Genomic DNA, 23880 nt, shown 5'->3' with positions numbered 1-23880 from the left:
ATAGATTTGATGAACGCGTGTCACGCTAAGATTAAGTTCTTTAGCTATCTCTTCAAAACTCATAATATAACCATCTCGCTTGCACTAGTTAATAACTCATCATTGATTTCGCACTCTTCAAGTTCTGCAAGTCTTAAGGCCTTTTTTAAAAGCTTTGCAGAGCTTCTAAAATTACCATTGCTAAATTTAAAATAGCCCTTGCCAAAAAACTCATCACTTTCTTCCTTGCTAAGTCCTCTCATCATCCATTTACCACAAATCCTTGAGTAAAGTTGTTTAAGCTCTTTGTTTTTACCCATTAGGTTTTTGTATAAAATCTCAGTTCCTACTAAAATAAGAGGCACTCTAGCAAAATCCGCAATGCGTCTTAAATCCTCCAAAGCCTTTAGTGGTAGATATTCGGCTTCATCTACGATTAAAATCTTTTCATTGGTCTTTAAAAATCTTGCAATTGCTTTTAGTTTTGAAGCATTGTTGCTATTTGCTTCGATTTTAAGAGCATTTAAAAGCTCATCAAGCATTACACCCACACTTGTATGACAAGTTGCCTCTATTAAAATACTTTGTGGTCTGGTTTTAATAAACTCGTTTATAATAGTGGTTTTTCCTGTTCCTGCTTCTCCAAAAATAAGTGCGATTTCTTTTTCATTTACCGCTTCGCTCATTACAAAAGTAGCCATAGAAAAATCACGGCTTCTAAAAAGTTGTTCTTTTTTAGGTTTTTCATTTTGCTTATCTTTGTGATTAGCGATAAAATCTCTTATCTTTTTACTCCATAAAGCCACATCACCTTTATAGCTTGCACTTTTAATCTGTGAGATTAAAGAAGCACTCGCACCAATCGCTCTTGCCAATGCACTTGGCTTCATACCGCTTTGCTCTAAAAAGCATTCTAATTCTTTGCTTAGTTCTTGCATATAAATCCTTTTGTTTTTAAGCTTTTTTAAAAGCTTTTAAAAACTTTCAAAGCGTGTTAAATAGACTTTAAAAGCTTTTAAAGACTTTTAATACCCTGCCTTTTTGGCAGCATTTTCCCATTTTGGAATTTTGCATTTGGTATCTTTTATAACTTTTGTACTCAAATGTTCAAAATCACCATTGCTAACAAGGGCTTTTGAAAATTCAAGTTCTTTTTTAGCGTTGTTACTAGCTTTTGTTTTTGGAGCTTTGACTTTTTCTAGTTTTTCCTTGCCAAGAGCTAAATACTTTTCCATATTCTTTTCTAAAATCATTCTTTGCTCATCGATTTTGTCTTTATTTGCTTTTATGGCTCTATTTACAAGTTTTCTAGCAACTTTAGCTTCTTCAATGCTTACTCCAAGTTCTAAATCTAAGTTGTTTGCTACACAAATAAGTTCTTTTTGTTTATCAAAGCAAAAGATTTCATTTTGATTATTAAGATTTTCACACACAAACACTTCTTCATGGGTGTATAATTTTGGATTATAAAAAAGAGTGCCATTAAGACTTAATCCTTTATTTAGCACCTTTCTAAGTTTTAATTCACCGCCTAAATACATACTAAGGCTAAGCTCATCTATACTAATGGCATCGCTAATCTTTGCTTCAAAACTTTCTTTTGGAGTGGCACCTAGTCGGTCAAGCCATTTGTTATTCATAAAATACGCACTATAATCATCAATGCACTCTCTCATATACTCAAGTGTTTTAAGTCTTCTTTGATTAGTTTTATAGCCTTTTTTAAGTCTTCTTTCTTTTTTAGAATAAAAAAACTCAATGGCCTGTCTTTCTTTAACATTAGATCCTATGTATCCAACTAAGTTTGCAGTGAGTGAGTTTTGTAAATCTTTGAATTTATTTTCTACATAAGGCTTACTCCAGCCACTGTAAGCTGGCATCGCTTTATAATCAATGTTTAATCTCTCTAAAAGAGCTTTGACATTTTTACTTAAAAATGCCTTGCCATTATCTGAGTGTATGCATTTTGGCACACCATAAGTGCTGATGTATTTTGCAATGGCTCTTGCTATGCTTAAACTATCTTCACTAAAGCCTAGATAAAAGCTAGCCACACCACTATAAGTATCGATTAATGATATTATAGTGTAGCGTTTATGCCAAGAGCACTCATCGCCTTTTAGCCCATAAGTTTCATTGATAAAATCTACTTTACAAATAGCATCAAGCGGACTTGCATCAATTTCTACGATTTCATTGATAGTAGAAACTTTCCAATTACTCACACCAAGTGCTGGTAGATGTCTGCTTATAGCTCCATCTTCGCCATGCAAGATGATATTTTTTATGAGTTTGTTTTCTTTTAAGTATTTTTTCATACTTCTTAAAACACACTCATAGCTTATAAATTCATCTTTTTTGCCTAGAAAATCTTTTAAATCTAACTTGCCATTTTTTGCTAATTCATAATTTAGCACTCTGTGGATATTAGAAGCATTAAGCCTTCCTTTTTGAGCAAGTAAGGTATTTATAAAAAGCTCTTTTATACCAAGAGCACTAATGGCATCATCTTTTTTATTTTCTCTTTTATCTATTAAAGCATCAAGTCCGTTTGCTAAGTATTCTTTTTGCCAAGCAAAGAGTTTGTTTTGTGTGAGTTTAAACTCATAGATTTTTTTAGCGTTAATGTAATTTATAAAATCATTTGTGCTTATCTTGCCTTTAGCATGGAGCCATTCTTTAACCACAGCAGCTTTTTGTAAGGCTAAATTTTGCTTTTTAGAACTGGCTTTTGCAAAGAGACTTAAGCTATCTTTGTTTATTTGTATTTGATTTTCGCTAAGTTTGGTTTTGTCAGTGTTTTGCACTTGCAAGGCTTTAGAATTTTTAAGCAAAACATCATCATTTAATGCTTTGCTTAAAGCTTCTTGTGTTGTTTTAGGAGTTATAGTAGTAGTATTGCTTATATCTTCTATGTTAAAACCTTGCTCTACTAGCTGTGTTTCTTCCTTATTTAAAGGTTTAGACCAGATTTGAAGGGTTTTACCACCGCGTCCTTTTCCTGATATTTTTATAAAATGTAATATATTACTACTTAATGTGCAAATTTTTTTATTTTGTTTTATTGCACGATTAATAGCCTTTTGCAAAGTGTCGTATTTAAAATCATTTATTACTGCAAATTCTTTACTACTTACCCACATTTAAGCCACCTTAAATCCATCTTTTTCTAGCATTTCTTTTAATTCTTTAGCTCTGCCTCTTATACCTTTTGTTTTACCATAGCTCATATTTAAAAGCAGTCTATAATCACTTTCATTTAACTTTTTAAATTTAGCCCAAGTGCGAAGCTTAAAGCCTTTTTTACTCATTTGTTCGGTTAAACTTGTAAAGCTTTTACGCATTTTTACTCCTTTATGGTATAATCACAATCAACCACCTCATAAGAGGCGGAAGATTGCAAATTTGCTAGTGCTTTTTAATCTTTATTTTTATAGAGACTTTAAAGCCTAGCCACTTCACAATCTTTTTGAATTTAAAATCTAACATTTTAAATCCTTTGTAAAAGATTGCAAACCCACCCACCCAAACCACTTTTAAAAAAAATCTTTTTGTGATACAATTCTTTTAAAAGTAATAGAATTATAATGTAATTTATTACATTTGTCAAGATGTAATAAATTATTTTTTGGAGTTTTTATGGAATTATCAAGCAAGTTAAAAGAATTAAGAAAATTAAGAAATTGGACGCAAAGGGATTTAGCCTATTTTTCTGGTGTTTCACTAGATAGTATAAGAGGTTATGAAATTAACAAAACTACCAATATTACTAAAAAAAATTTACAAAAAATAGCTAGTGCTTTTGGCATTAGTGAAACAGATTTTTATTTCAATAACTTGTCCGTTAGTGAAAATGAAAAAATGTCCGTTAGTGATAAAAATTTGTCCGTTAGCGGCAATAAAATGTCCGTTAGTCAAACAAAACTTAAAGAAGCAGAGAAAGAGAGTTTTTATTATATCCCTAAACTTAATATTAGTGCAAGTGCAGGAGGTGGGAATGAATTAGAAGGATTAGAATGTTATGAGAGCGGAGAGCTTATGGCTATAGACAAAGCCTTTTTCAAAACAATTCCAAGTTCTAGTATTAAAGCTATTCGTGTAGATGGGTATTCTATGACGCCTATGCTTTTTCCTGATAGCTGGGTGATTTTTGAAGAAAGTGCTGATTTTAAAGGCGATGGATTGTATGTGTTAAATTATAATGGACAGCTTATGGTAAAGCTTTTGCAATTAAATCCTTTTGAAAATATCTTAGAAATAATCAGCGTAAATAAAGAGTATAAAAGCTACAGCATAAAATTAGATGAATCGCAAACTCCACTTTTTATAAAAGGTAAAGTTTTAAGGTCTGTAATATGATTTTAAAAGCTTTGTAAAGTATTTGTAAAAAGAATGTAAAAATGTGTAAAGCACAATGTAAAAAAATGTAAAGATAAAAGTTCACTTTGATTTCTAAAAAAATCTCATCAAAATACTATAAAATAATACTTTGATTAAAATTTCTCTCACTTTACTTTTTTACATATCTTTATACAAAATATAGAATTTAAAGACAAGATAGCAAATACCATGTTAATATGGTTTGTAATGATTTTTAAAGTATAAAATTGTCAAAAAAGGATAAATGTTTGTGAGTGTAGATTTTTTTAAAACCTTTGATATTTCAAATAATAAAAGATTAAAAGCTAAAAAAGTGCAGGGTAAAAAATATGAAATTTTTCTTAATGAAAATGAGCAAAGTCTTATAACTCCTAAAGTGTCTTTTAAAGAAATTTTGAGATATTATTATCTTTATCCAAAAAATGCCATTCCTTCTTTTAAATTACCTTTTTTCAAGCCTGATTTGAGTGGTTTTAGCACTCCGCATATTACTTGGCTTGGACATTCTTCGCTTTTTATAAGTTTTAAAGAATATAAAATTTTGATTGATCCTATTTTTAACACTCATGCTTCGCCTATTTCTTTTATCAACAAGGCTTTTAAAAATGCTCCTGTTTATAATGTAAATGATTTTAATGAAATTTTTGCTGTGATTATCACGCATTCACATTTTGATCATTTAGATGCTAAGAGTATAAAAGCTTTAAAAGATAAGGCTAAAATTTTTATCACACCTTTAAAAGTGGGAAATTATCTAAAAAGCTATGGGGTGAGTGAGAAAAAAATCATAGAGCTTGATTGGTGGAGTGGCATAGAATTTGGTGATTTAAAAATCATTGCAACACCTGCACAGCACAGTTCAAGTAGAGGAGATGGTAAAAACAAAACCCTTTGGGCTTCTTTTGTGATGGAATTTTTAAGTGTAGATAAGAGAGTGTTTTTTAGCGCAGATGGAGGGTATTTTACACATTTTAAAAAAATAGGTGAATATTTTGGAAGTTTTGACCTAGCTTGTCTTGAAAGCGGACAGTTTAATATCGCTTGGCCATATTCACACTCTTTTCCTGATCAAATTTTAAAAGAAGCAAAAGATCTTAATGCAAAAGCTGTCATGCCTATACATTGGGGGAGATTTTTAGCGGGAACTCATGCGTGGAATGAGGTAGTAAAATTTCTTTATGAAAATTTAGATTTACCCCTTATCACACCAAAAATGGGTGAGGCTTATGAAATAGGGACTAAATTTAAACAGGATTTTTGGTGGAAAGAAGAATAAATTAACACAAGTTTATAATCTATATTTTGGTTTTTGTTATAGTTTTATAAAACTAAAAAAGGAGATTTTGTGAAAATCATTCAATGGAATAAGGCGGAATTTAGCCCAAAAGAAGTGAAAATCAATGTTTTAATTGACAATGAAAAAGGTAAAGAAATTCAAATTTTATTAGCTAAAGACAGTGTGATGAAAGAGCATAAAGCTCCTTTTGCTATACATGTTCAAGTTTTAAGCGGTAAAATTTGGTTTGAAGTGGAAAAGGAAAAATTTGAATTAAATGCTTTAGATATGATAAGCCTAGAGGCAAATGTAGCACATTCTTTAGGTGGATTAGAAAATTCTATAATAAGATTGAGTTTAAATAAATCAGATAGTGTTCAAAGGGTAAATGCTGTGCTTAAAAAGCCTTGATTTTATTTTGATTTTATAAGGTTTTAATTTGCCTAAATAATTCTAGGCTTTAACCTAGAATTATTTATAGTTTTTAATAAAATTTGTTATTCTTTCTAAACCTTTTTTGATAAGCTCATCGCTTGTGGCATAAGAAAGTCTGAAGTATCCATCCATTCCAAAACCTATACCTGGAACAACGGCAACTTTTTCTTGTTCAAGCAATTTTTGGCAAAATTTCATAGAATCTTTTTCTATTTTTTGTATATTTACAAAAAGATAAAAAGCACCTTCTGGTTTATAAATACTGATATTTGTGATTTGTTTAAGCATATCTAAGGCTAAATTACGGCGTTTTTCAAAGGCTTGACGCATTTTTTCTATATCTTCATCACATTCTCCATTTAAAGCAGGAATGGCTGCATGTTGAGCAATGGAACAAATATTTGAAGTGCTTTGTCCTTGAAGTCTTTTAACGGCTGAAATTAGGGCTTTATTTTTACTTGCCATATAGCCAAAACGCCATCCTGGCATAGCTCCACATTTGCTAAGTCCGTTAATGGTCACGGTGCGTTTTAAAGCATCTTCGCTTACACTTGCAAAAGCTACAAAATCAAAACCATCATAGCGAAGTTTTTCATACATTTCATCACTTAAAACAGTAATTTGCGTTCCTTCTAGAATTTTAGCAATTTGAGTTAATTCTTCTTTAGAATAAATCGATCCCACAGGATTTGAAGGAGAATTTAGCATTAAAACCTTGGTTTTAGCTGTGATAGCTTTTTTTAATTGTTCAGCGGTAATTTTAAAGCCATTTTCTTCCAAGCCTTTTATAAATATAGGTTTTCCACCTGAAAATTTTACCATTTCAGGATAGCTTACCCAGTAAGGACTAGGGATAATGACTTCATCATCTTTTTCTACTAAGCATTCTATACATTCAAAAAGAGAGTGTTTTGCGCCTATATTGGTGATGATTTCATTTGTTTCATAATCAAGATTATTATCTTTTTTAAATTTGGTTTGAATAGCTTTTAATACTTCAGGAATTCCCGCAACAGCAGTGTATTTTCCACATCCTTTTTCAATAGCATTTATGGCGGCATTTTTGATGATTTGCGGTGTGTCAAAATCAGGTTCGCCTGCTGAAAAACTAATAATATCTTCGCCTTTAGCTTTAAGTTCATTAGCAAGTGCAGTGATGGCTAAAGTGATAGATTCTTCTAAAACTTGAGATCTTTTTGTAAGCATTTTTCAATCCTTAATAGTTTTTGTTTAATTTTAGCAGAAAATTGCATTTTTGTAATAAATTTAATTTAAAAATGAGTTATAAATTTCAGCAAATGTGAAAATTTGTATTAATTTTGTAGGAAAAATTAATACGCATAATAATATGTATAATTTTATGTATTATAAAAAATTATTATTTTTGTGATTCAGGTCGTTTTAATATAAGATTTTCAAGTTCTAAAATTTTCTTTTCTAACTTTTCTAGTTTGTCATCGCAATTTGCATCTATAGCTCTAATATTTTTATTTTTACGCTCTTCGATAATATAAGCAGGAATTCCAACGGCAGTTAAATTTGCACCTACATCTTTAACCACTACAGCATTTGAGCCTATTTTGGTATTTTCTCCTATGGTGATATTGCCAAGTATTTTTGCACCTGAGCCTATGATCACTCCTTTTTTGATGGTTGGATGACGTTTAGCACCTTTTTCAAGGCTTGTTCCACCTAAAGTAACGCCTTGATAAATTAAAACATCATCTTCTATGATTGCTGTTTGGCCTATAACCACTCCATTGGCATGATCTATAAAAACACGTCTTCCAAGTTTTGCTCCAGGATGTAAATCTACTCCAGTTAGAAATTGTGAAATTCCGCTAATCATCCTAGCAATGCGTTTAAAATTTCTTATGTAAAAAAAATGTGCAAAGCGGTAATTTACTACAGCCCATACTCCAGGGTAATTAAAAAAAAGTTCTATACAAGAATTAAAAGCTGGATCTTGTGCCTTTGGTTGAGAAAAATCTTCTTTTATAATACCCCAAAAATTCATCTAAACTCCTATGCTTTTTAAATAACCATTATCATTTAAGAAGAGATAAAGCTCCCCTAAAATATGTTTTTTTTGTTTGTCATTTACAAGCTTGGAATTACTTATGCGTTCATTAAGTATATTCATGATAGCGTGTATATCATAGTCTAAATCTTCTAAGGCATCAAGTATGGATTGTGCTTCTATAATCCCCTCAACTTCATAGCCTTTTTCATTGATACTTATAATAGCTTCAGTAGGATGAGTAAAAAGATTGTGTTTCATTCCAAGTACTTCTTGATAGGCGCCTACAAGGAAAAACCCTAGAAAATAATTTTCTTTTTCTACATCTACATCGTGCAAAAATAAAGGTTTATCTTTAGAGTATGAAATTTCTCCATCGCTATCGCAGGTTATATCCCAAATACTTGCACTTCGAGTCGGTTCTTCGTCTAAGCGATCAAGGGGCATGATGGGGAAATTCTGTTCTAAGCCCCAAAAATCAGGTATGCTTTGAAAGAGCGAAAAATTTACCAAATACCTTTCTTGTACTTCATCTTGTATGGCAAGTAAATCCGCAGGATTTTGCTTATCTCCTAAAAGCAAGATGGCTTTTTTTGTGATCAAATGAGTTAAAATTTCAGCATTGGATCGATCTTGCAAATCGACATAGCCCAAATCAAAAAGAGTTAAAATACTCTCTAAATGATCTATGCTATCGTGCAAGTATTCTAATGCATTGGAAGGTTTTATGCTTTTATAAAGATCATAAAGTTCATCGATAAGTTTTGGATTTTGTTTTTTAAGTATGAGTTTGTTTTCTGCATATTCTTGAGAAAAAAGTTCCAATACAGGAGCGATTAAAACAGCGTGATTAGCTGCTACAAAACGTCCACTTTCTATGAAAATATCAGGCTCTAAATCTTTTTTTTGTTCAGCTATATTTTTTAGGATAAAAACTACATCGTTAGCGTATTCCCTTAAGGTATAATTTCTACTTTTTTCATTTTTAAATTGTGAGTATTCCACGGCTAAACCACCACCAAGATTAATAGCTTTTAGATTTTTAGCTCCCATTTTTCTAAGTTCTGTATAGATATTTCCTGCTTCATTTAGGGCTTTTTTTAAAGGATGAATTTCAGTAATTTGCGAGCCTAGATGAAAGTGAATCATGGTAAATTGTTCTAAAAGTTTGTTTTCTTTGAGTAAATTTACCGCTTCTATGAGTTCAGTGGACGTAAGTCCAAATTTAGAATTAATCCCACCACTTTTTGCCCAAATTCCAACTCCAGCAGAATGCAAACGCACGCGTAAGCCTATATTTGGTTTAGGTTTAAAGCGTTCTTTGGCTATGTCTATGATAGCTTCAAGTTCATTAAGTCCTTCTATGGTTAAAGTGATATTATGTCCCATTTCAGCTGCGATAAAGCCTATATTGATAAGTTCTCTATCTTTAAAGCCATTTACTGTAATAGGTGCGCCTTCGTTATTATAAGCCATAGCGAGTAAAAGCTCTGCCTTAGAACCTGCTTCAAGTCCGTAGTTATAGTCTTTTCCAAGCTTTACAAGATTTTTTACAAAACCAGGGTATTGATTTACCTTTAAAGGATAAACAGCGTTAAATCCTCCTTTATAGCCAAATTCTTTTCTTGCTTTATTGAAATTTCCGTAAATATTTTCAATTTGTTTTTGAATAAGATGAGGAAATCTTAAAAGTAAAGGCCCCTTGTATCCATCATCTCTTAATTCTTTAACTATATCAATAATAGCAGGTTTTTTCTCATGATTGATACAAACTTTACCATTTTTGATAATAAAATTTTCATTTCCCCAAATATCAATACCATAATCCATTATAAAACCTTCTTTAAGTCTGAAATTTTAATCATTTTTTCTTCTTTTTTTGCTAAATTTTTATAAAACAAACTTTCATTTTGTGCTTCATTTTCTCCCATACAAAGAAAAATTTCAGCATTATTTTTATCCGCGTTTTCGAGATGTTTAGCTAGTTTTCTTGCCTCATAGCTTAAAAACACTTTATATTCTTTTCTTAAATTTGTAGCGATATGCAAAAGTTTTTGGATATAAATTTCATCCATAGCACAAAGATAAATTCCTTCTCTTTGAACTTTTTCTTCTTTTTGTTCTAAAATAGCTATAATTCTTTCTATGCCCATGGCAAAACCTACGCCAAAACCACTTTTTCCATCAAGGTATTCAATGAGTCTATCATATCTTCCACCCCCAGCAATAGCAGCTTTTGCACCAATTTCATCGCTAATGAATTCAAAAGCCGTTTTAGAGTAGTAATCAAGCCCTCTAACAAGCTTAGGATCCACTTCAAAATCCACTCCGTTTTCTTTTAAAACGTTTTGTAAAATTTCAAAGTCTTTTTGGCAAGATGAGCATAAATTTTGATTTAAAAGCGGAACATCGTTAAGTAGGCTTTGGCAATGCTCATTTTTACAGTCTAAAACACGAATGGGATTTAAGTTTTTTCTACGCAAACAATCCTCGCAAAAACCTTCTTTGCTATCTAAAAAATGTATTAAATTTTCACGATATTTTGGCATACATTCTAAACAACCTAAAGAGTTAATCCGTAGTTTAAATTTAATATCTAAGCGTGAAAAAATTTCTACTAACATTAAAATAATACTTGCATCTTCATAAACGCTTGCGTTTCCAAAACTTTCAACGCCAAATTGATGAAATTCTCTTAAGCGTCCCTTTTGGGGTCTTTCATAGCGGAACATGGAACCATGATAAAACCATCTTTTCACACTAGTGTTTTTATCGAGTTTTTTTTCTATATAGGCACGCACCACCCCAGCAGTTCCTTCAGGACGCATACAAACATGATTTTCGCCTTTATCGATAAATTCATACATTTCTTTGCCTACTATATCAGAACTTTCTCCTACGCTTCTTTTAAAAAGGGTGCAAAGTTCTAAATGCGGTGTATTGATAAAAGTAAAGCCATAGTTTTTAGCTACTTCTTCACAGGTTTTAATCACTTTTACATAATAATATGCATCTTTATCTAATAAATCTTTCATTCCTTTTAAAGCGTTAATCATTGTAAAAATTCCTTTATTTGTTGGTGTAATTTTTCTTTATTTTCTTTTGCGTCAAGTGTTAAAATTTCTATAGAAATTTTTTCTTTTAAAAAATGAAGCACTTTTTCGAGTTTATCTTGCACGCTTAGAAAATACTCAATGCCACGTTTTTCTATGCTATCTAGTTCTTTTTGATTGAGGCGTTCTTGAATAAGGTTTGCATCTCCTTTTAAAAAGATAATTTTTTGTGGAAAAAAATTTTCCAAAGCAAAACTATTTAAAGCAAAAAGCAAATCGTTTTCAAAATCTTTGGCATAAGCCATGCCTGAAATAAAACTTCTATCGCTAATAATGAGTTTGTTTTGATTGGTTTTTAAGATTTCTTCAAAATGTTGAGCACGATCAGCTAAAAAAAGCAAGAGTTCAGCTCTTTTGCTAATAGGATGAGTTTTATTAAGTAAAATTTTTCTTAAATGTTTTCCAAGTTCTGTTCCGCCAGGTTCGAGTGTAAAAATGGCGTCTTTGTAAATTTCTTTTAAAAGTGAAATTTGCGTACTTTTTCCTACGCAGTCAATACCTTCAAAAACTACATACAAGATTGATCCTTTAAAAAAGGTAGAATTTCTTTTGGAACAAGAGAACTTACATCGCCCCCATGTGCTACTATAGAGCGAACAATAGAACTTGAAATAAAAGCATGTTTTAGACTCGGCATAAGATAAATGGTTTCCATATCTTCCCAAAGTGCGTGATTTGCATAGCCAATTTGCAATTCGTATTCAAAATCACTCACCGCTCTAAGTCCACGGATTATAGTATTAACTTTTAATTCTTTGGCTAAATCTACAAGTAAATTATCAAAAGCAATGATTTTAACATTTTTTAAATTTTGTGTTGCAAGCAGGGCTAGTTCTTTGCGTTTTTCTAAATCATAGCAAGGTTTTTTATGTTCACTTTTTGCTATGGCAACGATGACTTCATCAAAAATTTTTAAAGCTCGTTTGATAACATCTAAATGTCCGTTGGTAATAGGATCAAAAGTCCCAGGATATAAACAAGTCATTTTTGCTCCAATTTTTTTTAAAAATATAACAAATTTAAACTAAAAATTTTGCCATTTTTCATATAAATTGTGTTTTATTTCTAAAAGATCTAGCCATTTACCTACGATAAAATTTTCCATTTGTTCTAGATTGTTTGCTTTAGAATAACTTGCGATAATAGGAGGTGCGATAATAACTCCCATTTGGCTAAGTTTTAACATATGTTCTAAATTTAAAGTAGAAAAAGGCATTTCACGTACGCCTAAGATGAGTTTTTTTCTTTCTTTTAAGGCCACTGCTGCAGCACGCATTAAAAGAGTGTCTGCAAAACCAGCGTGAATTTTTGCTAAACTTGAAATCGAACAAGGAGCAATGATAGTTTTTTCTATTCCAAAAGATCCACTTGCTACACTTAGACTTAAATTTTTATCATCTAAAAAATGAGTGTATTTAAAATTTTCTTGACAAATTTCTTCTAAATTTGCTTCATTTTCAGCTTTGAAACTAAGTTTTGCACCTTGAGTTAAAATACAATAAAGTTCGCATTGATTTTCTAAATTTTTTAATAATTTTAAGCCTAAATTGACACTGCTTGAACCAGAAATTCCTAATAAAACCTTCATTGTATAATCATCCTATTTTTACCCACTACGATGCCTTGCATAACTTTACCTTCTTTGTTTTTTGCACGAATCCTTTCGCCCATATTTGCACTTTGCAAAGCCACAAGTTCGATTAAAACATCAACATTTGCTTCACTTAAAACTCCGATTATAGGATCATTTCGGCGTATTAAAGCTGTGGTTTTAAACATATTTGCTCTTAAAATGGTGTTTTTGTTAATATTGCTTTTAGCTACAAAATTATCTACATCATCTAAGGTTAAGGCATTTAAAGGAACTTTATCAAAATCAATCAATACGCTTTTATAGTCAAAAGCTCCAAGTTTATCTCCTCTTTTTATAGCGCGTTCGCTTTTTAAAACTTCTAAATTTGCTTGAATGAAATATCTAAAAAATACATTTTTTTGTATATTTTGCGGAGTTTTAAATTCAGCTCTTAAAAAGCCTTGTGCTTGATTAAAACGCCCATTAGCAATTCTTAGAAATTCATATTGATCAAAATCTTTAGGCAATGATGTTATTTTTAAATCAATTTGAGAAATTATAATTTTAGGAAAATTATTTCTAAATTCTTTAGCTAGTGCCGTTTTGATTTCTTCTAAACTAGCTGCTTGGATATAATTTATCACAATAAAAAAAGTTAAAAAAATAATTTTCATTTTTATCCTAAGAATTATAATGCAATAAATAGTATTTTAGCTTTTATAAGTTTAACAAAGCCTTTAGAAGGCTTTGTATAGAGTTAAAAAGTAGGAATAACAGAGCCTTTGTATTTTTCTATGATGAAATTTTTAATTTTATCGCTTGTTAAAATTTCTTTAATAGCAAGGCTTTTTTGATTTGTTTCTTCACCTTTTCTTGTAGCTAAAACAATAGCATATAAACTATCTTTATCTTCCATAAAAATACCATCTTTTAAAGGATTTAAACCTGCTCCAAGAGCATAGTTTGTGGTAATAACAGCCAAATCAGTATCATTTAGGGCTCTTGGAAGTTGAGCGGCTTTAAGCTCTATAAATTTAAGATTTTTTGGATTTTTACTTATGTCAATAGGGGTTTTAAGGGTGCTTTGACTTTTAAATTCTATTAAATTTGCTTTAGCTAGCAAATCAAGAGCTCTGCTTTCATTGGTAGCATCATTAGGTATAGCGATTTTAGCACCATTAGGAATGTCTTTTATATCTTTTATGGAGTTAGAATATATAGCCATAGGAACTAAAACAATAGCACCCAAAGAACTTAAATTTGTTCCTTTATGGGTATTAAAATCATCTAAAAAAGGTTTATGCTGATATAAATTTGCATCTAAATCTTTTTCATTTAAAGCGATATTAGGTATATTATAGTCATTAAATTCTTTAACTATTAACTTCCAACCTTTTTCTTGAAATAAGGGTTTGGAGAAATTTAAAATTTCAGCATAAGGCGTTGGTGTTGCACCTATGATTATGGTTTTATCTGCTCCAAAACTAAGGCTAATTGTAAATAAAACACTTAAAAATATTTTTTTAATATTCATGCTATACTCCTAAAAAGCTGGGATTAATATATCTTTATAATGTTCATTAATGATGGCTTTAAATTTATCGCTTCTTAAAATTTCATCAATTACTTTGGTTTTTTCGCTATTTTTATCTTCTGAGCGTACCACAACATAATTTACATAAGGGCTATTTTTATCTTCCCTAAAAATAGTATCTTTACTTGGATTCAGACCGGCTCCAAGTGCGAAATTAGAATTAATTATAGCAATATCAACATCATCTAAAGCTCTTGGAAGTTGTGCGGCTTTAAGCTCTATAAATTTAAGTTTTTTTGGATTTTTGTTTATGTCCAATGGGGTTTTTAGAGTATTTTTGTTAAGCTCTATTAATTTTGCTTTCTCTAAAAGCTCTAAAGCTCTGCTTTCATTGGTCGCATCATTAGGTATAGCAACTCTAGCACCTTCTTTAAGATTTTCTAAATTTTTGATTTTTTTACTATAAACTCCTACTGGAGCTATAAGTACAGGCGTTGTTGCAATTAAATTTGAACCTTTCTTTAGGTTGTATTCTTCTAAAAAAGGTTTGTGTTGATATAAATTTGCATCAAGTTCTTTTTCCTCTAATGCACGATTGGGCAAAATATAGTCTGAAAATTCTACTATTTTAAGCTCATACCCTTTGTTTTTAAAATCATCTTTCATTAGTTCTAGTAAGCTACCAAAAGGATTTGGAGTGGCTCCTATAGTAATGTTTTGTGCAAATAGACTAGATAAATTTAGAATGCAAGCGAGTATAATAATTTTAAATAAATTCATAAAAACTCCTTTGTATTTAAGAAAAAAGTCCCTAGGTAAGGGACAAAATTAAAAAGCAGGTAAAACAGATCCGTTGTATTTTTCTATGATAAATTGTTTGATTTTATCACTTTGTAGAGCTTGGATTAAGGCTTTGATTTTTGGATCGTTTTCATGTCCTACTCTTACAACAAGAATGTTTGCATACGGGCTTTCTTTATCTTCGATAAATACGCTATCTTTTGCAGGATTTAGATTTGCAGAGAGAGCGTAGTTGGAATTAATTACAGCAAAATCAACATCATCTAAAGCTCTTGGAAGTTGTGCGGGCTTTAATTCTACAAATTTAATTTTTTTAGGATTGTCTATAATATCAAGAGGTGTTTTTAAAGCCTTATCTTTAAATTTTACCAAACCTTTTTTTGCAATAATATCTAAAGCTCTACTTTCATTGGTTGGATCATTTGGAATGGCGATTTTAACCCCTTCTTTAATATCATCTAGACTTTTATATTTCTTGGAGTAAACAGCCATAGGTTCTATGTGTATGGCAGCTACTTTGATAAGTTTGGTGCCTTTGTTTTTATTAAATTCTTCCAAATAAGGAGTATGTTGGAAAAAATTTGCATCGGCTTCTCCGTTATCAACAGCTAGATTGGGCAAAACATAATCCGTAAATTCTTTGATTTCAAGTTTATAGCCTTGTTTTTCTAAATCAGGTTTTACTTGCTCTAGGATTTCAGCATGAGGGACGGGAGTTGCTGCAACTGTGATGGTTTCTAATGCATTTGCATTAAGACTTAATGTTAAAATACTTGCTATAAATAAAGATTTGATTTTCATTTTTTTCCTTTTTAGTCATTTTGTGCTTGCTTTAATCTTAATAAATTCACTCTGACTATCAGGAAGAAGCATATAAAAACTTGTTGATAGTCAGATTAACGCATCTGATACATCATTTTAATTCCTTTAATTTTTTGTTTAAATTTTACTTAAAAAAACTTATACTTATCTTAAAAGGAGATATAATCTCCTTATTTTTTGAAACCTTTATAAAGCAAACTTCCTAAAAATAAGATAAAAATAATTGCTTGCCAAAAGAAATTTTCATCATTGTTTATATTGATAACTATGCTAATTCCAAGTAAAATCAATAGAGTGGCGATGATATATGTAGTTTTGCTATTTTTAGCCCAAGTATAAAATAAATTACCTAGAATTTGAACTAACTGAACTAATATAAGTAGAATAACTACAGTTTGAATCATAACTTCTTTGTTAAATCTTTCATAACCATAGCGAATAGCGACATCTCCCAAACCTCCACCACCGACAGTTCCAGCAAGAGCAGAAAAACCAATGGTAAAGATCAAAGTTAGGGTAATTCCGCTAATTATAGCAGGAAGGGCCTCACTAAAGATAACCTTGAAGATAATTTGAATATTGCTAGCACCATAACTTTTTGCAGCTTCTATGATTCCTTTGTCTATTTCTTTAAAAGCGCTTTCAAGCATCTTTGCCAAATAAGGAGCTATTCCGATAGCTAAAGGAACTATGGCAGCATTTGTACCTATGCTTGTCCCTACTATGATTTTAGAAAGTGGTAAAAGAACAACTATAAGAATTAAAAATGGAAAGGCACGCAGTATATTTGTAATAAAATCTAAAATACTATAAGCGATTTTATTTTCTTTAATTCCATTTTTATCCCAAATAGCAAGTAAAATTCCAGGAATAATAGCCAATAAAAATCCAAATAGTACAGCCATTAAACTCATATAAATTGTTTCATTAAGCGCAGGTTTTAAAATGTTTTCATAATTTTCACTGAAACTTGTAATAGAACTTAAACTCACTTCTTTAATATCCTGCCAAGAAAATTCATTAAAAAATTGAGAAATTCTACTAAAAAAAGCACTGAAGATAGAGATGTTTTCTTCATTCATGATGCCACCTCCCATAATACTCCACTTTTTTCTATGTAGTCAAGAACCTTGTCTTTATCGTTTTCATTTATATTTATAACTAAATTTCCCAAGGCTTTTCCATTAAGTTTTTCTATTTTACCCCAAACTATGTTAAAGTCTATATTTAGAGTTCTTGCCATATGAGTGATGACGCTATTTTGGGCAACTTCTTTTGGAAAGTAAAGTTTGATATTAAGTCCGTGCTCAGGCAAGAAGTCGCTTTCTCCTAAAAATTCTTTCATTTTAGCATTAGGCCTTAAAAAAAGCTCATCAATTGCTCCACTTCCTATGATTTGTCCATGTTCAAGTAATAAAGCTTTTTGAGCTATGTCTTTTACTACATCCATTTCGTGAGTTACTAAAACAACAGTAATCCCAAATTCAGCATTGATTTTAGATATAAGCTCTAAAATATTTTTTGTAGTGTTTGGATCAAGAGCCGAAGTAGCTTCGTCACTAAGTAAAATTTTTGGGTTTAAAGCTAAGGCTCTAGCAATAGCAACGCGTTGTTTTTGCCCTCCACTCAGTTCTCTTGGATAGGATTTATTTTTATGATCAAGCCCTACGATTTCAAGTAGGGAATTGACTTTTTGGGCAATTTCTTTTTCGCTCATGTATTCTTTATTAAAAAGCTTGGCATGAAATTTACACTGAGTATAGTGTGTTCTTAAAGGCATAGCAACATTTTCAAATACATTTTTGCGCTCCATTAGGGCAAAATTTTGAAAAATCATCCCTATATCTTTTCTAAGCATTCTTAACTCTTTTAATTTTTTTTGACTTAAATCTTTAATTTCTTGATCAAAGACTTTTAAACTTCCTTCTTGATAATTCTCAAGTCCATTAATACATCTTAAAAGAGTGGATTTTCCAGCTCCACTATGACCTACTATGGCGTAAATTTCACCCTTTTTAATCTCCAAAGAAACATCGTTTATCACGAGTTCCTTGCCATAATATTTTTTTAAATTTTTTATTTTTATCAAATTTTTAACCTCTTAGATTTTGAAGTTCAACTGATATTTTTTCAAGTTGAATTTTTAAATTTTCTAGAGCTTCTTTATTTTGCTCAACCACCTCTTTAGGTGCGTTAGCGATGAATTTTTCATTTGAAAGCATGGAGTTAAGCTTGAAACTTTCTTTTTCAAGCTTATTTTTTTGATTTTCAAGTCTTGTTAAAATACCACTTAAATCAACATTTTCAAGCGTAATAAAAATTTCTAAATTCTCGCTAACATCACATATTGCCTTTGGTAATTTTTCTTCACTAAATTCTATTTGCTCGCACTTTGCGAGCATCATGATAAAATTCATATAAGCTTTGATTTCATCTTTGATTTTTTTATCGTTAAATTTGATATAAGCTTTTTCTATTTTAGAATTTCCAAGATCGATTAAACTTTTAGCACGGCGGATACCAACTATGCTTTCTATGAGCAAAGAAAAGATTTTTTCTATATTTTTATCTTGTTCTTTAAATTTTGGATATTTGCTTATCATAATAGAAGGGCTTGTTTTAAGTTCTGTATCGCTTAGTTTGTGGTATAAATACTCGCTGATAAAAGGCATGAAAGGATTTAAAAGTTTTAAAGCTTCTTTGAAAATACTACCAAGTTCTTTAACGCTTGATTTTTCGGCTTTGCTAAGCTCTATACCCCAATCGCAAAAATCATCCCAAAAGAATTTATATAGAGTATTAGCTGCATCATTAAAGCGATAATTGTCTAAATTTTCTCTTACATCCTTAACACAAGTTTGAAATTTGGCATAAATATATTTTGCTAATTCTGAATGAAGTGTGATATTTTCCAAATCTTCAAATTTACTTTCATTTAAAAGCAGATAATTTGTAGCATTATAAATTTTATTTGTAAAATTTCTAACTTGTAAAAGTTTATCATTGCTAAGTTTAATATCGCGTCCTTGTATAGCAAGAAGTGCTAAAGTAAAGCGTAAAATATCAGCACTATATTCTTTAATGCTTTCATTTGGATCGATGACATTTCCAAGACTTTTACTCATCTTTCTACCTTGCTCATCCTTTACAAGAGCGTGTAAATAAATATCTTTAAAAGGAAGTTGATGTAAAGCATTAGTGCTTTGAAACATCATTCTAGCCACCCAGAAAAATAAAATATCAAAACCTGTAATGAGTAAAGAATTAGGATAAAAATCTTTTAAATCCTTTTCAGACCAAATTTTATCTTTACCCCAATTTTCATTCCCCCAGCCTAAAGTGCTCATAGCCCAAAGTCCTGAAGAAAACCAAGTATCAAGCACATCTTCATCTTGTTTGAAATTTTGACTTTGACATTTTGGACAAGTTTTAGGCGTATGTTGGCTTGCCCATTCATGAGAGCATTCGCAATAATACACAGGAATTTGATGCCCCCACCAAAGTTGTCTTGAAATACACCAATCTCTTAAATCTTTCATCCAGGCATTAAAGCTATTTATCCAGTGATTTGGGTAAAATTTACTTTCTCCAAGCGCAACTTTTTCTATACTTTCTTGGGCGATTTCTTTTTTTACAAACCATTGTTTGGAGATATAAGGTTCAACTATATTGTTGCAACGATAGCAATATCCTATTTGATTGTTATGCTCTTCTATTTTTTCTATAAAACCAAGACTTTCAAGTTTGGCTACGATTTTTTCTCTTGCTTCTAAGCGTTCTAAACCTTGAAACTCTAAACAATGCTCGTTTAAAATTCCTTTTTCATCAAAAACACTTATAAAATCTAAATTATGTCTAAGTCCCACTTCATAATCATTCATGTCATGAGCGGGAGTAACTTTTACAACTCCTGTTCCAAATTCTTTTTCTACATGTTCATCGGCTATGATTTTAATGGCTTTTTTGCTTATAGGCAAAATCACTTCTTTACCCACAAATTTAGTATAGCGTTCATCATCAGGATGTACCATAACTGCAGTATCGCCAAAAAAAGTTTCAGGACGCGTTGTGGCTACTACTAAAAATTCATCGCTATCTTTTAAAAAGTATTTAATATGATAAAGTTTTCCTTTGTTTTCTTTGTATTCAACTTCTATATCACTTAAAGCGCCATCGTGAGTACACCAATTGATCATATAGTTTCCGCGTACAATAAGTCTTTTATCATAAAGTTCTACAAAGGCTTTTTTTACGGCATTAACCAAACCTTCATCCATAGTAAAACGCAAGCGACTCCATGCAGGAGTGATGCCTAGTGTTCTCATTTGGTCTAAAATTTTTCCACCGCTTTGCTCTTTCCACTCCCATACTTTTTCTATAAATTTTTCTCTACCTAGTTCTTCTTTTTTAATGCCTTGAGCAAGGAGTTGTTTTTCTACAACATTTTGAGTGGCAATACCTGCGTGATCAAGTCCTGGTTGATAAAGAACCTTATAACCGTCCATTCTTTTATAACGCGTCATAATGTCTTGTAGAGTGAAGGTTAAAGCATGTCCTATGTGTAAAACTCCAGTGACATTAGGAGGAGGCATCATAATGCAGAAATTTTTATCTTTTTCTTGTATGGTTTTATTGCCATCGATTTCAAAATATCCGCGTTCTTCGCAAATTTGATAATACTCTTTTTCTAAATTTTTATCATACATTATTTGCCTTTATTGTTTTAGCTTATTTAATAGAGCTAATTTCTATAATTTCACAAAACGGGAAGAAATATTGTGCTGTATTAAGTCCAGTTTTCAAACTTTTGATATGTTTAGAAAAATCACTTCCTTTGCCGTCTTTTTTAATTTGAAGTTTAAGTCTTTCTAAAATTTCTTCACGTGCTACATGTTCATTTAATTCTTTTGGATTGTTTAAATATGGGCTTAATCTATCTAAACTAATATATTTATAAGCTTTTTTCATATCTGAAAAGATAATTTCTTTGTTATAGATAGTTAATTTCATTTCCCCTTTTGGTAGCATTTTAACAAAAATACTTAGATAATAATCTTTTGCATTATCTTGTATAACGCTTAGCATATCTTTTAACAGATTGATTCTGTATTGGCTTAAAAATTTTCCATCTAAAATGTAAACTTTCATATTTTCTGTGCTAAGCTCAGGTTCTAAACGACTGTTTTTTCCTATGTTTAGATATTCTCTAGCGGTATTTAGATATTTATTTTTGTTTGATTTGTTTGATTGAAGTTCTTTTTTTACAGCTCTTTCTCTTTCTAAGATCTTTTGTTGTTTGCTGATTTCTTTTTTAAGAGCTTCTATTTTGGCTTGTTTATTTTCTTGTTTTAATTTTTCTTTATCCGTATCTAAAATTTGCTTATTTTCATTTGTATTAATATTATTACTTGTATTGGTGTCATTATTTAAGCTTTGATTGTTTTCGCTTATTGATGTATTAAATGTATCGTTATTTAAGCTTTGATTTTCATCTAATAGGTTTGTTTCTTGCTTTTGGATGGTATTGTTATTAATATTTATATCTGATGAACTATTGTTGGTTTGGATCGAAGGTGAATAGGAATTATCGTAGTTATTGGTATACGATTTTTGTTCGGTGTAAGTGTTGGTATTTAAGGTGTAATTCTTTGGTTTTGAATATTCAAAAAGATAATAATATGTTCCACCTAATATCACAATAACAGCAATTAATATGCTAACAATAATAGAAAAAATTTTCAAATTCATTTGCTATCCCTTAAAAACAGAAAGTTAAATAATTTTAGCATTGTACTATAATCTAATATAAAGTAATTTTAAATTTTTATATTTTTAAGTAATTTTTTTTTATAATTTTAACTTTTATAAGGAAAATAATGCCACTTTCAAAATTAAATAATGAACAATATCTTGCCGCTACTGCTGATTTTGGACACAATCTTGTTATTGCAAGTGCAGGGACGGGAAAAACTTCTACTATTGTTGCAAGAATTTCTTATCTTTTAAGCAAGGGAGTGGCACCTCAAAAAATTATGCTTTTGACTTTCACAAATAAAGCCAGTAAAGAAATGATAGGGCGTTTAGGGAAATTTTTTGATAAAAATATTACCAGTAAAATACTTGCAGGAACTTTTCATAGTACGGCTTATACCTTACTTAGAAATGCGGATAAAAATATAGCCTTAAAGCAAGCAAGCGAGTTAAAAACTCTACTTAAAAGTGTCTATGAAAAAAGAACTTTTAGGCATTTAAGTGATATAAAACCTTATCAATCAAGTTATTTATATGATCTTTATTCTTTGTTTCAAAACAAAGCGCACAATCAAGATTTTTATACTTGGTTTTGCCAAAACTACGAAGATCAAAGTATTTATGCTGAAATTTATGAAGATATTTTAAAAGAATATGATAATGAAAAAAAGCGTTTTAATTATGTAGATTTTAATGACTTGCTTATCAATCTAAAAGATCTTTTAAAAGAAGAAAAATATGAATTTGATGAAATTTTAGTAGATGAATATCAAGACACAAATACTTTGCAAAGTTCCTTAATAGAGGCTTTTCATAGTAAAAGTTTGTTTTGCGTAGGGGATTATGATCAAAGTATTTATGCTTTTAATGGAGCGGATATTAATATCATAGGTGGGTTTAAAGATCGTTTTAAAGATGCAAAAATTTTTTCTTTAAATAAAAACTACCGTTCATCAAGAAGTATTTTAGCTTTGGCTAATAAAGTGATTTTAAATAATGAAAGATTATATCCAAAAGAACTTATTGTTACAAGAAATGATGAGTTTAAAGCCCCATCTTTGCTTACTTTTGAAGAATTATTTGATCAGTATCAAAATATAGCCAAAATGATACTTACAAGTGGAGTAAGTTTGGAAGAAATTGCCGTGATTTTTCGCAACAACTCAAGTGCTGATGGGGTTGAAGTAGCTTTAAGGGAGCAGGGCATTGCAAGTATGAGAAAGGGAAGTGGAAGTTTTTTTGAAAGTTTAGAAGTTAAAGCTTTTAGCTCCATGCTTGCTCTTGTGGTAAATCCTAAAGATATCATGGCTTTTATTCATTTGGTTCAATATACCAAAGGTGTGGGTGGAGTTTTAGCAAAAGAAATTTTTGACGCACTTTTAAAATTAGGGCATGGAAATTTAATAAAAGGTTTTTTAGATCCTGATAAAAATGTAAATTTGCAAAATCATCAAAAAAGAAATTATCAACTTGGACTTTTTGCGGATTTAGAAGAATTAGCCAGCGAAACTCGTTTTAAATTTGAGAGCGAATTTGATGCACATCCTATTTTAAGACTTTCAAAAATCAATGATTTGTGCGCTAGAAATTTGGAAAAAATCTATCTTTTTTTAAAAAAAGCTATGGAAATAAAACATTCTTTGACTTTAGTCAATTTAATTTGTGAAAATTCTTTTTATAGAGAAATTTGCGAAGAACTTGCAACCAAAAGAGCGACAAATAAAGCAGGGCAGGTGGATTTATTAAGAAAGAGTGAAAATTTAGAAAAAATAGAAACAAAATTCAATGTTTTAAAAGAGCTTACAAAAAATTATAGCGATATTTACAAGTATTATAATTTTCTAACTTTAGGTGCAAGCGAAATGAGTAGTGGCAAAGGAGTTAATTTGCTTAGCGTGCATGCAAGTAAGGGCTTGGAATTTGATCTTGTTTTTGTGATTGATCTTGCGCAAGGTCGCTTTCCTAATCAAAAGCTTATGGGAATGGGTGGAAGCTTAGAAGAAGAAAGAAGACTTTTTTATGTTGCGGTAACTAGGGCAAAAAATATACTTTATTTAAGTTATGCTAAATATGATAAAAACAAAAAAACTTCTTTCGCTCCTTCTCGTTTTCTTATAGAAGCAGGGCTTTGCAAGGGAGAGTTAACTATAGATTGATAGAATTTTCTTTCATTATATTATAAAGAAAGGTTTATTT

22 protein-coding genes and 1 pseudogene are annotated in these 23880 nt (G+C 30.5%); 4 read left to right on the top strand and 19 right to left on the bottom strand.

Annotated elements, in window-relative coordinates; all coding sequences use genetic code 11:
- From AJ885_RS10315 to AJ885_RS08035, 4 genes and pseudogenes are all read right to left on the bottom strand, one after another.
- Window positions 1–63: pseudogene (locus AJ885_RS10315) on the bottom strand (RNA polymerase subunit sigma-70); the annotation flags it as partial.
- Window positions 60–917 (bottom strand): AAA family ATPase, encoded by an 858-nt coding sequence (locus AJ885_RS08045; RefSeq protein WP_002790751.1) that lies wholly within the window; start codon window positions 915–917, stop codon window positions 60–62. The pseudogene AJ885_RS10315 and the gene AJ885_RS08045, both read right to left, overlap by 4 nt.
- An 87-nt stretch (window positions 918–1004) precedes the next feature.
- Window positions 1005–3122, bottom strand: a complete 2118-nt coding sequence (locus AJ885_RS08040; RefSeq protein WP_070281070.1) for a Mu transposase C-terminal domain-containing protein — start codon at window positions 3120–3122, stop codon at window positions 1005–1007.
- Window positions 3123–3323, bottom strand: coding sequence for a hypothetical protein (locus tag AJ885_RS08035; protein WP_002790505.1), 201 nt, complete (start codon window positions 3321–3323; stop codon window positions 3123–3125).
- Between the two features lie 295 nt (window positions 3324–3618).
- Between AJ885_RS08035 and AJ885_RS10195 the strand changes: the two genes are divergently transcribed.
- The 3 genes from AJ885_RS10195 (at window position 3619) to AJ885_RS08020 (ending at window position 6046) form a co-directional block, all read left to right on the top strand.
- The gene (locus AJ885_RS10195; RefSeq protein WP_074469968.1) at window positions 3619–4338 is read left to right on the top strand and encodes an XRE family transcriptional regulator; all 720 of its coding nucleotides are present in this window, start codon (window positions 3619–3621) and stop codon (window positions 4336–4338) included.
- Window positions 4339–4603: 265 nt separating this feature from the next.
- Window positions 4604–5635 carry an MBL fold metallo-hydrolase gene (locus AJ885_RS08025; protein WP_070281068.1) on the top strand — a complete coding sequence of 344 codons (1032 nt, stop codon included), beginning with the start codon at window positions 4604–4606 and terminating at the stop codon, window positions 5633–5635.
- 69 nt (window positions 5636–5704) lie between these two features.
- Entirely contained in the window at window positions 5705–6046 is a 342-nt protein-coding gene (locus AJ885_RS08020) for a cupin domain-containing protein (RefSeq protein WP_070273959.1), read from the top strand.
- A gap of 60 nt (window positions 6047–6106) precedes the next feature.
- Here the strand turns inward: AJ885_RS08020 and AJ885_RS08015 are convergent, their stop codons facing one another.
- The 15 genes from AJ885_RS08015 to AJ885_RS07945 form a co-directional block, all read right to left on the bottom strand.
- Window positions 6107–7276: a pyridoxal phosphate-dependent aminotransferase gene (locus AJ885_RS08015; RefSeq protein ID WP_070281066.1), complete on the bottom strand. Its 1170-nt coding sequence runs from the start codon at window positions 7274–7276 to the stop codon at window positions 6107–6109.
- A 172-nt stretch (window positions 7277–7448) separates the two neighbouring features.
- Complete coding sequence (gene cysE, locus AJ885_RS08010) at window positions 7449–8087, bottom strand: serine O-acetyltransferase (RefSeq protein ID WP_070273961.1); 639 nt, start codon at window positions 8085–8087, stop codon at window positions 7449–7451.
- Window positions 8088–9923: a biosynthetic arginine decarboxylase gene (speA, locus tag AJ885_RS08005; RefSeq protein ID WP_074487182.1), complete on the bottom strand. Its 1836-nt coding sequence runs from the start codon at window positions 9921–9923 to the stop codon at window positions 8088–8090.
- Entirely contained in the window at window positions 9920–11146 is a 1227-nt protein-coding gene (gene hisS, locus AJ885_RS08000) for a histidine--tRNA ligase (protein ID WP_070281065.1), read from the bottom strand. Before hisS ends, speA begins: the two co-directional genes overlap by 4 nt.
- Entirely contained in the window at window positions 11143–11721 is a 579-nt protein-coding gene (gene tmk / locus AJ885_RS07995) for a dTMP kinase (protein ID WP_044779439.1), read from the bottom strand. Before tmk ends, hisS begins: the two co-directional genes overlap by 4 nt.
- A complete protein-coding gene (gene coaD / locus AJ885_RS07990; RefSeq protein WP_002852633.1) occupies window positions 11712–12188 on the bottom strand; it encodes a pantetheine-phosphate adenylyltransferase in 477 nt (158 codons plus the stop codon). The genes tmk and coaD overlap by 10 nt, the downstream gene beginning before the upstream one ends.
- Before the next feature lie 39 nt (window positions 12189–12227).
- Complete coding sequence (locus AJ885_RS07985; RefSeq protein WP_002871446.1) at window positions 12228–12791, bottom strand: UbiX family flavin prenyltransferase; 564 nt, start codon at window positions 12789–12791, stop codon at window positions 12228–12230.
- Window positions 12788–13450: a flagellar basal body P-ring formation chaperone FlgA gene (gene flgA, locus AJ885_RS07980; RefSeq protein WP_070209832.1), complete on the bottom strand. Its 663-nt coding sequence runs from the start codon at window positions 13448–13450 to the stop codon at window positions 12788–12790. The genes AJ885_RS07985 and flgA overlap by 4 nt, the downstream gene beginning before the upstream one ends.
- An 83-nt stretch (window positions 13451–13533) precedes the next feature.
- A complete protein-coding gene (locus AJ885_RS07975; protein ID WP_070209831.1) occupies window positions 13534–14310 on the bottom strand; it encodes a MetQ/NlpA family ABC transporter substrate-binding protein in 777 nt (258 codons plus the stop codon).
- A 9-nt stretch (window positions 14311–14319) separates the two neighbouring features.
- Window positions 14320–15090, bottom strand: coding sequence for a MetQ/NlpA family ABC transporter substrate-binding protein (locus AJ885_RS07970; RefSeq protein WP_002857015.1), 771 nt, complete (start codon window positions 15088–15090; stop codon window positions 14320–14322).
- Window positions 15091–15138: 48 nt separating this feature from the next.
- Window positions 15139–15912: a MetQ/NlpA family ABC transporter substrate-binding protein gene (locus AJ885_RS07965; RefSeq protein WP_002872575.1), complete on the bottom strand. Its 774-nt coding sequence runs from the start codon at window positions 15910–15912 to the stop codon at window positions 15139–15141.
- Between the two features lie 191 nt (window positions 15913–16103).
- Entirely contained in the window at window positions 16104–17015 is a 912-nt protein-coding gene (locus AJ885_RS07960; RefSeq protein ID WP_002881711.1) for a methionine ABC transporter permease, read from the bottom strand.
- The gene (locus AJ885_RS07955; protein WP_002881712.1) at window positions 17012–18022 is read right to left on the bottom strand and encodes a methionine ABC transporter ATP-binding protein; all 1011 of its coding nucleotides are present in this window, start codon (window positions 18020–18022) and stop codon (window positions 17012–17014) included. The genes AJ885_RS07960 and AJ885_RS07955 overlap by 4 nt, the downstream gene beginning before the upstream one ends.
- A gap of 4 nt (window positions 18023–18026) precedes the next feature.
- The gene (locus AJ885_RS07950; protein ID WP_002881713.1) at window positions 18027–20639 is read right to left on the bottom strand and encodes a valine--tRNA ligase; all 2613 of its coding nucleotides are present in this window, start codon (window positions 20637–20639) and stop codon (window positions 18027–18029) included.
- 22 nt (window positions 20640–20661) lie between these two features.
- Window positions 20662–21681 carry a hypothetical protein gene (locus AJ885_RS07945; RefSeq protein WP_002881714.1) on the bottom strand — a complete coding sequence of 340 codons (1020 nt, stop codon included), beginning with the start codon at window positions 21679–21681 and terminating at the stop codon, window positions 20662–20664.
- 128 nt (window positions 21682–21809) lie between these two features.
- On the opposite strand from AJ885_RS07945, the gene AJ885_RS07940 reads away from it, so the two are divergent.
- Complete coding sequence (locus AJ885_RS07940; RefSeq protein ID WP_002881715.1) at window positions 21810–23840, top strand: ATP-dependent helicase; 2031 nt, start codon at window positions 21810–21812, stop codon at window positions 23838–23840.
- The last annotated feature ends 40 nt before the right edge of the window (window positions 23841–23880 follow it).

This window comes from Campylobacter sp. BCW_6464 (genome assembly GCF_001762775.1).
GTDB classification, from domain to species: Bacteria; Campylobacterota; Campylobacteria; order Campylobacterales; family Campylobacteraceae; genus Campylobacter_D; species Campylobacter_D jejuni.
The sequence above is the reverse complement of the archived record's forward strand: the minus strand, read 5'-3'. Positions and strand labels throughout refer to the sequence as shown.